General features: G+C 41.0%; 14 protein-coding genes, 1 riboswitch and 1 other annotated feature. Of the genes, 8 read left to right on the plus strand and 6 right to left on the minus strand.

All coding sequences use genetic code 11. From position 1 onward, the window contains the following. The first annotated feature begins 598 nt into the window (after window positions 1–598). Window positions 599–1384, plus strand: a complete 786-nt coding sequence (locus ACRYKC_RS07500) for an alpha/beta fold hydrolase (protein ID WP_433806114.1) — start codon at window positions 599–601, stop codon at window positions 1382–1384. Window positions 1385–1473: 89 nt separating this feature from the next. Here ACRYKC_RS07500 and ACRYKC_RS07505 read toward each other — a convergent pair whose 3' ends face one another. Together ACRYKC_RS07505 and ACRYKC_RS07510 are read right to left on the minus strand one after the other, a co-directional pair. Beyond that, a complete protein-coding gene (locus ACRYKC_RS07505) occupies window positions 1474–2007 on the minus strand; it encodes a hypothetical protein (protein WP_433806115.1) in 534 nt (177 codons plus the stop codon). Window positions 2008–2289: 282 nt separating this feature from the next. Then, window positions 2290–2958, minus strand: coding sequence for an excalibur calcium-binding domain-containing protein (locus ACRYKC_RS07510; RefSeq protein WP_433806116.1), 669 nt, complete (start codon window positions 2956–2958; stop codon window positions 2290–2292). Window positions 2959–3247: 289 nt separating this feature from the next. Here ACRYKC_RS07510 and ACRYKC_RS07515 point away from each other — a divergent pair, with 289 nt between their 5' ends. Together ACRYKC_RS07515 and ACRYKC_RS07520 are read left to right on the plus strand one after the other, a co-directional pair. Beyond that, complete coding sequence (locus tag ACRYKC_RS07515; protein WP_433806117.1) at window positions 3248–4297, plus strand: SDR family oxidoreductase; 1050 nt, start codon at window positions 3248–3250, stop codon at window positions 4295–4297. A gap of 21 nt (window positions 4298–4318) precedes the next feature. After that, on the plus strand, window positions 4319–5137 hold the full coding sequence (locus ACRYKC_RS07520) for an alpha/beta fold hydrolase (protein WP_433806118.1): 819 nt from the start codon (window positions 4319–4321) through the stop codon (window positions 5135–5137). Here the strand turns inward: ACRYKC_RS07520 and ACRYKC_RS07525 are convergent. Then, window positions 5134–5715, minus strand: coding sequence for a phospholipase D-like domain-containing protein (locus ACRYKC_RS07525; protein WP_433806119.1), 582 nt, complete (start codon window positions 5713–5715; stop codon window positions 5134–5136). The genes ACRYKC_RS07520 and ACRYKC_RS07525 overlap by 4 nt on opposite strands. 133 nt (window positions 5716–5848) lie before the next feature. Between ACRYKC_RS07525 and ACRYKC_RS07530 the strand changes: the two genes are divergently transcribed. The 4 genes from ACRYKC_RS07530 (at window position 5849) to ACRYKC_RS07545 (ending at window position 8538) form a co-directional block, all read left to right on the plus strand. Continuing rightward, window positions 5849–6403, plus strand: coding sequence for a hypothetical protein (locus ACRYKC_RS07530; RefSeq protein ID WP_433806120.1), 555 nt, complete (start codon window positions 5849–5851; stop codon window positions 6401–6403). A gap of 131 nt (window positions 6404–6534) precedes the next feature. Further along, window positions 6535–7494 carry a bile acid:sodium symporter family protein gene (locus ACRYKC_RS07535; RefSeq protein ID WP_433806121.1) on the plus strand — a complete coding sequence of 320 codons (960 nt, stop codon included), beginning with the start codon at window positions 6535–6537 and terminating at the stop codon, window positions 7492–7494. Between the two features lie 124 nt (window positions 7495–7618). Then, entirely contained in the window at window positions 7619–8311 is a 693-nt protein-coding gene (locus ACRYKC_RS07540) for a phosphatase PAP2 family protein (RefSeq protein ID WP_433806122.1), read from the plus strand. Between the two features lie 59 nt (window positions 8312–8370). Then, window positions 8371–8538 carry a YqaE/Pmp3 family membrane protein gene (locus ACRYKC_RS07545; RefSeq protein WP_433806123.1) on the plus strand — a complete coding sequence of 56 codons (168 nt, stop codon included), beginning with the start codon at window positions 8371–8373 and terminating at the stop codon, window positions 8536–8538. A gap of 128 nt (window positions 8539–8666) precedes the next feature. Here ACRYKC_RS07545 and queE read toward each other — a convergent pair whose 3' ends face one another. From queE to queC, 3 genes are read right to left on the minus strand one after another with little or no spacing between them, the layout of a single operon-like run. Next, entirely contained in the window at window positions 8667–9395 is a 729-nt protein-coding gene (gene queE, locus ACRYKC_RS07550; RefSeq protein ID WP_433806124.1) for a 7-carboxy-7-deazaguanine synthase QueE, read from the minus strand. Next, the gene (queD, locus tag ACRYKC_RS07555) at window positions 9388–9855 is read right to left on the minus strand and encodes a 6-carboxytetrahydropterin synthase QueD (protein WP_433806125.1); all 468 of its coding nucleotides are present in this window, start codon (window positions 9853–9855) and stop codon (window positions 9388–9390) included. The genes queE and queD overlap by 8 nt, the downstream gene beginning before the upstream one ends. After that, window positions 9855–10523 carry a 7-cyano-7-deazaguanine synthase QueC gene (gene queC / locus ACRYKC_RS07560; RefSeq protein ID WP_433806126.1) on the minus strand — a complete coding sequence of 223 codons (669 nt, stop codon included), beginning with the start codon at window positions 10521–10523 and terminating at the stop codon, window positions 9855–9857. The genes queD and queC overlap by 1 nt, the downstream gene beginning before the upstream one ends. Before the next feature lie 84 nt (window positions 10524–10607). Further along, window positions 10608–10652, minus strand: a riboswitch (PreQ1 riboswitch). A 293-nt stretch (window positions 10653–10945) separates the two neighbouring features. Here queC and ACRYKC_RS07565 point away from each other — a divergent pair. After that, a complete protein-coding gene (locus tag ACRYKC_RS07565; RefSeq protein ID WP_433806127.1) occupies window positions 10946–12598 on the plus strand; it encodes an L-lactate permease in 1653 nt (550 codons plus the stop codon). Window positions 12599–12774: 176 nt separating this feature from the next. After that, window positions 12775–12996: a binding site (T-box leader), on the plus strand. Window positions 12997–13040 lie beyond the last annotated feature (44 nt).

Below are 13040 nucleotides of genomic sequence, written 5' to 3' on the forward strand. Positions count from 1 at the left end.
AAAATAGTAATGAAAGGGAAGGGAGTGGCCTCGTTTTATTCTTTTAGTTTTTTTTTTCGAATCTTATCGAAATATGTGTAATGGAAGAAATTTGACTTATTTTGGTTTGGGGCAGAATTTCATTATTATTGCCCCAATTACTTTTATCATAAACAACTTTAGAAAAGGTTGATTGGTTTTATACTACCTCACTGTAACTGTTCCTCTGCATTCCAACAGCCTTCTAATCTGTTGCTCGATTTATATAGTTGTTGACGAATTGTTGACCAAACTCGTCAACAACCATATATTTTAATTATTATTAATCATATAGATAATTCATAAAATCCAATAATGGTAGGGTTTATAGGGATCAATCATAATTAAACTCAATAGGTAATCCTGGCTGGCAGTGTAGAGGTCAGCGGTTCGAGCCCGCTATGCTCCATTACCTAGAAACCTTTGCAACCGCAAAGGTTTTTTTATTTTGAAACAAATTAGGTATTTAGACCTTTTAATAGTATCATTTGTTAGGAAGTGTTCTCATAATATAGTATAATCTTCTTCATCCACCGTAAGTAGAGTCCCTTTTAAATACAGTTATAAAAGGAGGGGTCCTTTGCTAAATCACAAGATCATACATAACTCTGACCAACAAGAGTGGATCGTCATGCTCCACGCAGTAGGCGGCAGCTATCACACGTTCTACAAACAACAAGAAAAATTTCAAAAACACTTTAATTTGCTGCTCATTGATTTGCCTGGCCATGGAGGATCAACAAACATTCAAAATGATACAGAAGATAATTTATTTGTGTTTACGGCAAAACAAGTACTTCAAGTCATGAATCATCACGGCATTACACGGGCACATTTCGTTGGCATTTCTTTAGGGACAATCATCTCTCACGTTATTATGAAGCTTGATGCGTTGAAAGTTCGCTCAGCTTGCTTAGGTGGTGCAGTGATCAAATTCCATCCAGATATGATTTCGTTAGCTGATCGTGCATGGAAGGTGAAGTCCTGGATTCCTTATATGATGATGTTCCGTTTTTTCGGGCACCGACTGCTTCCATACTCCAATCATCAAGAACATTTACACTTTTTCATCACCGAAGGAAAGAAAATGGGGAGGCAGAATTTCTATCAATGGATGGATGCGCTCAGGCATTTAGATGAGGTTTTCGACGACATCGATATCAAAATGATTCCTATCCCTCGTTTGTATATTTCAGGAGAAGAAGATGTAAGTATTCTTCCTACATTTCGGACTGATCTAACCCGTAATCACTATATGGATTACATCATCCTGGAAGAGTGCGGTCATTTGTGTCATATGGAAAAAAGTGAGGAGTTCAATCAGCTGGCATTATCATTCTTACTTGCTAAAAAAAATGAGGGATAGCTCCGGAACAATAATAAAAAGCTCGTAGGAGAAAGGATGTTTCTCTACGAGCTTTTATGTACTAGTATAGTTTAATTTTATTAATTACCTTATCTGCGCTGCGGCTGATGAATTTCTTCTTCTTGCTTTTCATAGTCCCTTAACGCTGGCTGGGGACCGAAAGGGTTAAATTCTTCCTCTTTCTTATATTCGGGTTGAGGAGGATGGTTTTGTTTACCTGTTGTCTTATATTTAATATGGAATTCTTCCTGATATTCAGGTTGAGTTTCCCGTACTACAGCAGGCGAATGCTGCATACCGGCAATCCACGTTTCAAATTTATACGTGCCTCGATCGATGATTTGGCACAGGTCTTCAAGAGACTGAGTCAAATCATTCATGCAATCCAATCCGTTTCGAAGGATAATTCCTCGCTCTTTGGCTTTATCCACAGAGTGGTCCAAACGGTAAGACTTCCCTTGATAATTGAATTCTACAAAGCAGCTGCTGCGATCCCAATTGAAATGGAAATTCTCAATTTTTAGACGCTTTATGACTTTTTCAAGCTTTCTCTCACAAATACTTTGTTCTTTGTGTGGCATCCATCTGAACAGAACATTCTTGAATATATGATTCTTGAACATACCATTCACCTTCCTTCTTTTATTTGGCTACCTTAGGATGCAGGTGCTTTACTCTAATAATTTCTACAAAAGGAATAAAATCCCTGCTTAACTCTTAGATGTTTTAGAAATATATTGGTTGTACATTCATAGTAGGACGTTAAATAACACAATTCTTTATGAATATCTTATCGGATAGGGGAAAAACGTCGGTTTCCTCTAGTTTGATTGACTCACCTCCTTAAGCTATAAGAGTACAGCAGCCAGATTATTATATATCTATTCTAAGAAATTTTTAACCCATCAATTCTCACAACCTACTCCATCACCATCTCGATCTAAATGCGAACCATACCCCGGAGCCCCAGCGTATACTGGCGCTGCCCCTGCACTCTTAGCAGCCGTGCAATTCTTATAATAGGGAGATGAGTCGACTGAAGACGAAGAATCTGCACTTGCTGTAGTAGTTTTCAAATCATCGATGGTTGCTTGAAGCGAGTTGTTCTCTGATGTAAGGGCTTTCGCATCTGTGTTTAATTTTTTGATCTCTGCTTGCAGTGAATCAATTTTATCCTCGAAGTCGCTTTTTTCTTGAGCATACTTTGCAGCTTCATTACTCAGTGAAGATAGCTCTTCTTCTTTTTCTGCTAATTTTTCTTGGAGTTGGTTTTTATCCCTTGTTAATGCTTCAAAGTCGTTGATGAGAGAGTCGAAATCTTTTTTTAGTTGAGAGTGTTCCTGTGAGAGATTTTCATTCTTTAAGATCTCATCTTCTAGTTTGTCGGCTGAACTTTCCTCAATAGAGACAAAACCGATAATAGAAAATGTGATGCCTCCAACTAATAACGGGAAAAACAATGGCTTCTTGAACGGATATTTCTTTTCCATCAGCATGGCGATCAAATAGTAAGCGAGGTAGATCAAGGATGAGAGAATAGCAGCAAAACCGACTAGAAAGAGCGCCATTGCCATAGTTAATCCCTCCTAGAGTGATTCGGTAATTTCATCATACTACCATTCTTCGACAGTGCCTACATATCCGACAATAGAAGACTTATTTCTGCTTTATTCGATGCGCTGTTTTAACAACTTTTTCTAAGGATGATTCAACCAAAATCTCACAATATTTGAGAAAAAAATCGTTCATTCGACTCAATGTAAGGGATTTCGAAGATAGAATAAGTTTTATGTGCTAAACTTTTAAGCGTGTGTAAAAATTATTAAGTTATTAATAGATTAAGCTAGGTGGGATGAGGACAACATGAAGCTACTGTTAACAGGTGCCACTGGTTTTGTAGGGAAACAATTGACGCTTCGGTTATTGAATGAAGGTCATGAAGTGTACGCTCTTGCGAGGAATGAGAGAAAAGCGGAAAAGCTGCTGGACGCTGTTCCAAAAGAGCTTCAAAGCAATTTGTTTATTATAAACGGAGATATTTCCAAAAAGCAAGCGGGAGTCTCCGATGAAAAAATAAAAGAGCTGAAGAATCATATTGATACGGTTTATCATATTGCGGCGTTTCTATCTTTTGATGAAGAAGATCGGGAGTTGACGTTTAAAGTGAACGTCGATGGGACGCGGAATATATTGGAGTTCGCCAAGGAGATTGGGGTAAAGAACTTTTTCCATGTGAGTACAGCTTATACGCTAGGTGACAAGCTGTATGGTAAGGAAGAATTGCATTCTGTTCATAATACTTTTGTGAATTCTTATGAAGAAAGCAAATGTTATGCTGAACATTTAGTCTTCGAATATACCGACCATTTCAATGTTAATATTTTTCGTCCATCGATTATTGTTGGGGATTCAAAGACAGGTGAAGCGGAATCAACTTTCGCGTTATACGGTGTGATCCGCAGTTTTGAAATCCTGAAAAAACGGATGTCTCGTCAAAAGCAGGAAAGTAATCATAACATCCGCTTTTTATGTGAGTCAGAAGCTGCCCAGAACCTTGTTCCTGTCGACTATGTGGTGGATGTGCTAACGGCTGGATTAGAGCATGCTGAAAAAGGCACCATTTATCATATGACCAATTCCAATCCTCCGACAAACCAATTTGTTTTTGAAACCTTAAAGGAAGAGCTCGATTTTCATAAGGTCGAGCTTGTACCGATCTCTTATGCTAATCAGCTTACCGAGCAGGAACTGAAATTCAATGAACCGATGAGAGTGTTTCATCGATATCTTGAGAAGACGCTGACGTTCGATGACAGCAATACGAGAGAGTTATTAAAGAAAAGTCATATGGAGCCGCTCCATATGGATAAAACGATGTTGAAAACGATCATTAATGGGAAATGCATGAATTGAGGAGTGTGCGGACACAACCATATGAAAAACAATGTTGAAAGGCCCTTGAGTCATAAAGTTTACCGAACGAATCATAGTCAAGAGTGGGTCGTTCTTTTTCACGGATTTGGCGGAAATCACAAAATCTTTTATAAGCAAATGGAAGAGTTTCAAGATCGTTATAATTTACTGCTTGTGGATCTTCCTGGACATGGTGATTCCCCGATTTGTGATAAAGAACCTGTTTTAAACTTTACAGGAAGAAAAGTCATTGAGCTGATGGATCTCCTTCATATCAGGAAAGCGCATTTCCTCGGTGTTTCCCTGGGAACGCTTGTCATTCAGCATATGGCTGACGAGTATCCTGCGCGTATCCAATCCATGATTTTATCAGGAGCTGTCGGGAAGTGGCTCTGGTGGGGAGAAGCATTGGGGAGGTTAAGTCTTTCTTTTCCAATAAGAAATATGCTTCCTTATATGTTTCCTTACACGTGTTTCGCTTATATTCTTATGCCGAAGAAGAATCATAAAAAGTCGAGGAACGTCTTTATTAAAGAGGCGCTAAAGCTGGGCAGACAGGCGTATTTGACCTGGCTGTTTTCTGTCAGAGATTCTTACTTGCTCTATGAAAGGCTGCGTAAGAAAAAGAACAACATTCCAAAGCTTTATATTTCCGGGGAAGAAGACCATATGTTTTTGGATGGCATCCGCAAGCATGTCCGTAAAGAGGAAGCAGCTGAGTTAGTCGAAATTCCTGAGTGTGGCCATGTCTGTAATATTGAAAAAGCAAACCAGTTTAATGCTTTATCGTTAGATTTCATCCACAGAATGTCAAACCAGCTCAAAAGAAGGCTCAGCTAAGCTGAAAGCCTTCTTGAAACATGCTTTTCATCTTGAGGATACTCGTAGTTGATGCCGTCCTCCCACAAATCTTGAAAGATATTTGTAAGCTTAACGGCTTGTTTTTCATTGTTGATGGAAAGAAGGATTTCATCGTTCTTTTTCTCTGCGTTATTCGTGAAGTTGTAGGAACCAACTAAAGCCTTTTGCTGGTCTGCGATTAACATTTTGATGTGCATCGTTCCGTCATGTGTATTTGTTCTGATCTTAACTCCATACTGAGCCATTTCCTTCATATTATCGTATTGCACTTGGGAATTTTTAAGCTGCTTCCGATCTGTAAACACTCTTACTTTTACCCCGCGTTTCGCCGCCTGACAGAGCTCTGCAACGATGTTTTTATTGGTGAAAAGGAAGATAGCGACATCCACTGTATGTTCTGCGCTTTGAATCGTATCCACAATTTCCTGCTGAGGAGATGTTTTCCTTGAGAGGAAATAGTGAATGGAATACGATTCTTTCTTTTTGCTCGCACCAAATTTGTAACCGACCAAAGAGCCAAGTAAGATCGAGCCGCCAACTGTCAATGCGATTTCCATAGGTCATCCTCCTGTCCTTACCTATTCCTATGTACGGACTAAATTGTCCTATTCAGGAGGGAGATTTTTAAAAGGGCGGATGGGGTAATTTACCTGGTAACTGTTAGTTGTTGGAAATGGAGAGGGTGGGAGTTTGGATAAATCAGAAGTAAAGAAGTTACGGTGGAAGCAATGGCTGGTTTTAAACGTCTTTCTTATTGCCTTGTTAGCAGGGTTTGAGACTTACCTGCGTATGGAACTGCCTCCACATTGGCTGCTTTTAGGGATCGTGATCGCTTTGCTTGTCATTGTAAGCATGCAATTTTATCAGTGGCGAACAGGAAAGATCATCGGTCTCAAAATTAATCGACGAATTCAAAGATACGAGCGTGAGAAAATAGGGGAAAAGCAGTGGAATAAGCAGATGAAAATAGGGATCTCATTACTGGTATTTGCTGGTCTTTTATTGCTAATGGCTTTCTTTATGCCTCTTCCTTCTAAGTATCATCCTACTATGGGAAATCATATTGGAGCATTAATCGGGGTGAACATCGGTTTCCTATTACGTATTAGAAAAATTGATCGCTCCAATAAAGAAGATTTGAAGAACTTCAGCAGGGATATGACGGTTAGAGGTGTTGGTGGGGCCATCCTTGTTGTAGCAGTGGGGACGGTTGTGGTTATTGCCAGTGCATTGATCTTTTTTTAGGTTGTATAGTTATAGATCGTTATTTAAGAATGCATGCACGATGATCTTAGAAATCAGGGATACGAATGACTGGTATCCATTGTTCAAAGCGTTATAATGAAAGGACTTCTTACATAAGGGAGTCTTTCTTTGTGATTCAGACCTTCAATCGTTTTTTACAAAAAATCATGCCATACCTTACTCCCAGCGCCGTTGTGATCGGTGTCGTTTTTTCAAATTGGTTCGAATCACTTGTATTTCTAGTGCCTTGGATATTTGCGGTGATGACCTTTGCTGGAAGCCTCGCTTCGAATTTTACCGATTTGAAAAAGGTGATTAGACATCCGGTTGGTATGCTTGCATGTATTGGGGTGCTTCACTTTGTTATGCCTCTTATTGCGCTCGGCGTTGGCTCCATTATCTTTGGCGAGGATACCTATTCTACCATCGGACTTGTATTATCGTTTGTGATTCCAACAGGGATTACGTCTTTAATTTGGGTCTCCATTTATAAAGGTAATGTCGTTCTCACTTTGTCTATCATTCTTGTGGATACACTAATTTCACCGTTAGCTGTCCCTTTAATGATGAAGGTGTTTGTCGGAAATGCTGTCGAGATGAACGTGCAGGAGATTATGACGGGACTATTATGGATGATAGTTATTCCTTCTTTGGTTGCGATGGCGGTTAACCAGTTTGCTAAAAAAGAAATGACACAACGGCTCGAAGCGAATCTAGCTCCCCTTACGAAGCTCGGGATAGGGGCGGTGGTCACGATTAATAGTTCAGCAGTCGCTCCCTACTTTAAAAACATTAACGCCAAACTCGTATTGGTTGCCGTTGTTGTATGCCTTATAGCGATGTCTGCTTACTTCATCGGATTTTTAACAGGTAAATTGCTTAAACTCGATGATGAAAGTGTTATTTCACTTACTTATAACAGCGGAATGCGGAATATCAGTGGTGGAGCGGTTATCGCCATAGCTTATTTCCCGCCGCCTGTGGCGGTGCCGGTGATCGTCGGAATGTTATTCCAGCAAGTGCTGGCCTCTTTTACCGGTAAAATCTTTGCCTATCGTTTTTCTAATAGGAAAGCTGAGGGGAAAGGATAAACGTTTTAAAAGTCCTCTTAAAAGAGGGCTTTTTTTATTGAACTGGTGTTCCTGTATCCGTTTTGTAATGGTTTAAGCAGGGAAGGGAACATAAAGTGAATAACGAACAAGAGGTGGATCGAAGATGTTGTTTTCAGGAACAAAGGTATCTGATCTTTCTAAAGCTTCCATTGCCATCATATTAGCAGGTTTCATATTAATTGGCGGTGCTTTCTATTTTTTCTTTGAGTTAGCATCGGAAGTAATGGAAAAAGAGAAATTCTATATCGATAAAGCAGCGATTAATTTTGTGACGGGGATTACTACACCATGGCTTGATCAGACATGGGGATGGATAACGGAAGCGGGATCGGTAATATGGATAACGATTGCCTCCATAGCTTTGGTTGTTTATCTGCTGTTCTTTTCTCCGTTCAGCCGTTGGGTAGGTGTTTACTTTGCGGTTAACATGATTGGAATTAGTGCGCTTACCAAGATGTTAAAACTGATTTTTGAAAGACAGCGTCCGGAAGTATTAAATGAATATGACGGAACTGGCTTCAGTTTCCCGAGTGGACATACTACAGGCTCAACAGTGTTTTATGGATTTATTATTTATTTGATTGTCATAAGTCCGTTAAAAAAAGGATGGAAGTGGCTGTTTAATGGCTTACTTGGGCTCTTGATTCTTGCTGTAGCCTTGAGTCGTGTGTATCTCGGTGTTCATTACTTTACGGATATCATTGCAGGCTTTTTATTCGGACTTGCCTGGCTTGCCACTTGTATAGCAGCTCTCGAAATTACGCTTTGGCACCAGCGCCGTAGAAAAATGAGTTAAGTTATAGCTCTAAAAGGGTATGAATAAATAGACAGACACAATAAAGGAGCGACTAGGTTATGTTGTATATTTTAGTTATTTTTCTTCCACCACTTGCGGTTTTACTTACTGGAAAGCCGATGAAAGCTCTATTGAACTTGGTTCTAACATTGATCTTTTATGTACCAGGAGCCGTACACGCTGCCGTTGTAGTCAAAGACCACTATGACAAAAAGAAAATAAGGTAAAGAAGATACTTAGGTGCCTATACTCAGGCACCTTTTTATTTGGAAAATAAAACCACCTCAGGTCATCCAGATTCTGGATGACCTGAGGTGGTAATTAATGCTAATTAGTTTAAAAGTGCCTCCGCTATTTACACGCCGCGTTTGTTGCCCCAGACGAGTGCGTGGACCTGAGGGAGAACGCGGACATGATTCAATTTCTCAGAGTCTACCACTTTATCAATCAGCCATTCATATTGGTCGAGGAGATGACTGGCGAGGTTCGTAGGTTTCTCTTCTTCTAAGTCGTCATTTCCAACCTGCAGGAAGAACGGAACATCAGGGTAGCGCTCATGGACTTCTTCGGCATAAGTTAAATCTTCGTCATTAAAAATAACGACTTTCAAACTCAAGTTGGAAAGACGTCCATTATCCTTCAGACGTGCCACAATTTCATCCAGGACGATCCAGTTCGTGTTCATTTTAGAACTAGGAGGCTTTGGAGAAATCGTCAGGTCATCAACAGAAGTAAACCAATCCTGCCAACGGCTTCCTTGTGTTTCGAGTGCCACTTCAATGCCTTGCTCATGAAGAGGATCGATCAGCTCGTGCAAATGCTTCAAAAGGGCAGGGTTCCCGCCAGAGACCGTGACATGGTCGAACTTGTCGCCGCCTTCCTCTTTAAGTCGAGCTATAATTTCGTCAGCTGTCAGACGCTCAATTTCATCCTTTGCACTTCCATCCCATGTGAATGCAGAGTCACACCAGGCACAGCTATAGTCACAGCCAGCTGTTCGTACAAACATTGTTTTCCGTCCGACGACCATGCCTTCACCCTGAATGGTTGGGCCGAAAATCTCTAAGACTGGAAATTTATTCATGGGTCATCCACTCCCGTCTAGCTTCCGCATAACTCGTCGGAGTTTCATAGAGTTTAACGAACTCCACTCGGCAATTTTGCGGGTGACCGTTTAACGCTTTTTCCATCTTTTCATAGATCCACACGACCATATTCTCAGCTGTCGTATTCATATTTGGCAGCGTGTCATTTAGGTAGCGGTGATCCAGGTGAACTTCGATTTGCTCTTTCCAAATTTCCTTGATATCGCCAAAGTCCATAACAATCCCAATGTCATCAGTGAATCCGCTGATCCCGAAGACGACGCGATACGTATGGCCGTGCAGGTTCTTACATTTACCTTCGTAACAGTGCAAGTGGTGGGCCGCATCAAACGTGAATTCTTTGCTGACCATCACACGTTTGTTGTGATATCTCAACTCGTGGCGTTTGATGTCCTCATCAATCTTCTGTAAGTTTTCTACAATGGTGAATCCGAACATTACTGGCTCACCTCTTCCCGTTTTTCCAGGTACGTCTCAAGCCCGTTCTGACGCAGCTGACATGCCGGACATTCGCCGCATCCGTCGCCTCTAACACCGTTGTAGCACGTAAGTGTTTTTTCACGGACGTAAGTGAAGGCATCCAGTTCATCAGCCATTTCCCACGTCTCAGCTTTATCGAGCCACATTAATGGCGTATGGATAACGAATTGATCATCCATTGATAGATTCAACGTAACGTTCAAGGATTTTACAAAAACGTCGCGGCAATCTGGGTATCCGCTAAAGTCTGTTTCGCAGACCCCTGTTACGATATGCTTCGCACCGATTTGGTTCGCGATAATCGTCGCAAAGGATAAAAACAGCAAGTTACGACCTGGAACAAACGTTGAAGGAAGTTCGCCATTTTCGCCGTCTTTTACTTCGATGTTATCGCGTGTTAATGCATTTGGAGCCAGTTGATTTAATAGCGACATATCGAGAACGTGGTGTTTCACATTCAAATCACCAGCAATTTCTCTTGCCACTTCAATTTCTTCTTTATGGCGCTGGTTATAATCAAACGTGATGACCTCAACATGATCGAATTTTTTTAACGCCCAAAACAAACATGTGGTACTATCTTGTCCGCCGCTGAACACAACGACAGCTTTATTATTTTTTTCCATAAAAAATTCTCCTTTCGATCTAGAAAAAGAGAATTCTACACACCCGTAAACCATAAAAAACTATACCTAAGGCAAGGTATAGTTCCATCCTTAGTTTTTTATAGAGGGTGTCGCTAGAACCTCTCCCGCATTGATGCGGACTTGTATTCTGTTATTTAACTTATTTTAACCACCCATTAGTTTAACATGGTTCTACGGAAAAGGAAATCAAAGGTTACGAAAGAGAGTGAGGCTATAAGATCATCTTATGTCATGGGGCTCCTGGTTAATCTTAATCCCAAGATATTTTGAAATCTTAAAAGACCTTACAGCATCTTAAATATAGATTAAGAAGTTATATTGTGAAATATTTCACAAATTAGACACCAAATTCATCACAATTTCCCGTATAATGAAAGTAACAACAAATGTGGGGTGATCCTGTGAATGTCTTGGAAATATTGACTGCGCTAATGCCGGTTTTGGCAGTTTTTATATTATTGGTTTTATTCCGTTTACCGGCAGTAAAAGCCATGCCGATTAGTCTCGCTATTGTAGCTGTTTTGGCCATCACGGTATGGAAAGTACCAATAGTCAGAGTCGCAGCCGCTTCCCTTGAGGGCGGAATGATCGCAATTTCTATCCTTTGGATCGTGTTTGGAGCGATTCTGTTATTGAATACATTGAAAAATAGCGGTGCGCTTGAGACGATTCGAAGTGGATTCTCAGGAGTCACCGCAGACCGTAGGGTTCAGCTGATTATCATTGCGTGGTTGTTCGGATCCTTTATTGAAGGAGCGGCTGGCTTTGGAACCCCGGCTGCGATTGCTGCTCCACTTTTATTGACGCTCGGTTTTCCACCACTTGCTGCTGTTTCTCTTGCTTTGATCGCAGATAGCAGTGCCGTATCCTTCGGAGCAGTTGGGACTCCTTTAATAGTCGGGGTTGATCAGGGGCTGCGGCAGGGGGCGGATATTGCACCTGAAGTTCAACAGGTACTTGGCACCCAGCCTATGGGGGAATACATTCAAGGTGTGGCTCAGTCTGCGGTTATGATCGATCTTCTTATCGGTAGCTTTATCCCGCTTGTACTTGTTCTTATGCTGACAAAACTATTCGGGGAAAATCGTTCTTTTAAAGAAGGTTTGGCCTTATGGAAATTCTCACTGTTTGCAGGAGTGAGTTTCACCATTCCAGCGTTTATCGTGGCGACGTTTCTCGGACCAGAGTTTCCGTCTATCATAGGCGGACTTGTCGGCCTGGCGATTGTCGTGCCAGCTGCAATGAAAGGATTTTTGCTCCCAGAAGAACCTTGGGATTTTGGGGATAGTGAAAAAGAAGAGATGCCGAAAGAAGCAAGTGCGGCTATTCAGCGGATGCCTCTTTATAAAGCATGGGTTCCTTATGTAATTGTGGCCGTTCTTCTCGTATTGACACGGTTGAATGTGCTTCCGCTCAAAGAAATGCTAATGTCTGTAAAAGTTCGCTGGGAAACGATATTAGGAACAAATATTTCTACTTCTTTTGATCCGCTTTATTTGCCCGGGACGATCTTTCTTGCTGCAATTCTAATCACCATTTTTTATCACAGAATGAACAAGAAAGAAGTCATGGCAACATTTAATACATCTGCACAAGCAATGGCTGGTAGTGTCATCGCGCTTGGTACAGCAGTACCGATGGTTCGAATTTTTATCAATTCTGGAGTAAATGGAGCGGACTTGTTAAGTATGCCAATGGAACTTGCCATAATGGTTTCTGAAGGAGTCGGTGGTGCCTGGCCGCTCGTTGCACCAATTATCGGGGCGCTTGGGTCCTTCATTTCAGGTAGTGCCACATTCAGTAACATGATGTTTTCACTGTTTCAATTCAGTGTGGCCGATCAGATCGGTATAAATGCTCAGCAAGTCGTCGCGCTTCAGGTCCTGGGTTCTAACGCCGGAAACATGGTATGCATATTGAACGTCGTGGCAGCAGCCTCTGTTGTGAATATGGTTGGAAAAGAAGGAACGATCATACGCCTGACGCTGATTCCTATGTTGTTTTACGTTACGATGGCTGGTTTACTTGGGACAATCGTTATCTATATCTTATAAAATGAATACTCATTCGATAAAGAGCAGCCTTCCGTTAAAGCGGGAGCTGCTCTTTTCTATATGCAGAACCTCGTAATTTGTGAGTAAATCTTACAAAATAAAAATAAAAGTTTTTTAGATTTGCTTGTTGACTTCCTCTGTATATTTTGTATAATTATAAACAATTAATAATAAAAATACATTCGATGACGAAGAAAGTACGTGTGAGTGAAATCTAACAGCGAGTCAGGATTTGGTGGAAGCCTGATGATGAGTTCATACGGAAACGCACTTCAGAGAAGTTCAGTGAATCATAGTAGCTTGAACCGGGAGCTCCCGTTATCAGTGTCGAGTTGGTCTAGATTGATAGACAATGAGAGTGGCACCGCGGATAATTTATAAATAGATCCGTCTCTTACCCATTAGGTAGGAGGCGGATTTTTATCGTTTAAGGACAGGGTTC

Origin of the sequence: Halobacillus sp. A1-3 (assembly GCF_050971765.1) — a bacterium.
Lineage (GTDB): Bacteria > Bacillota > Bacilli > Bacillales > Halobacillaceae > Halobacillus > Halobacillus mangrovi_B.

Bases quoted from the DNA above. Each gene is read 5' to 3' on its own strand.
- ACRYKC_RS07505 (WP_433806115.1), bottom strand. From the start codon at position 2,007: ATGTTCAAGAATCATATATTCAAGAATGTTCTGTTCAGATGGATGCCA.
- ACRYKC_RS07510 (WP_433806116.1), bottom strand. From the start codon at position 2,958: ATGGCAATGGCGCTCTTTCTAGTCGGTTTTGCTGCTATTCTCTCATCC.
- ACRYKC_RS07515 (WP_433806117.1), top strand. From the start codon at position 3,248: ATGAAGCTACTGTTAACAGGTGCCACTGGTTTTGTAGGGAAACAATTG.
- ACRYKC_RS07520 (WP_433806118.1), top strand. From the start codon at position 4,319: ATGAAAAACAATGTTGAAAGGCCCTTGAGTCATAAAGTTTACCGAACG.
- ACRYKC_RS07525 (WP_433806119.1), bottom strand. From the start codon at position 5,715: ATGGAAATCGCATTGACAGTTGGCGGCTCGATCTTACTTGGCTCTTTG.
- ACRYKC_RS07540 (WP_433806122.1), top strand. From the start codon at position 7,619: ATGTTGTTTTCAGGAACAAAGGTATCTGATCTTTCTAAAGCTTCCATT.
- ACRYKC_RS07545 (WP_433806123.1), top strand. From the start codon at position 8,371: ATGTTGTATATTTTAGTTATTTTTCTTCCACCACTTGCGGTTTTACTT.
- queE (WP_433806124.1), bottom strand. From the start codon at position 9,395: ATGAATAAATTTCCAGTCTTAGAGATTTTCGGCCCAACCATTCAGGGT.
- queD (WP_433806125.1), bottom strand. From the start codon at position 9,855: ATGTTCGGATTCACCATTGTAGAAAACTTACAGAAGATTGATGAGGAC.
- queC (WP_433806126.1), bottom strand. From the start codon at position 10,523: ATGGAAAAAAATAATAAAGCTGTCGTTGTGTTCAGCGGCGGACAAGAT.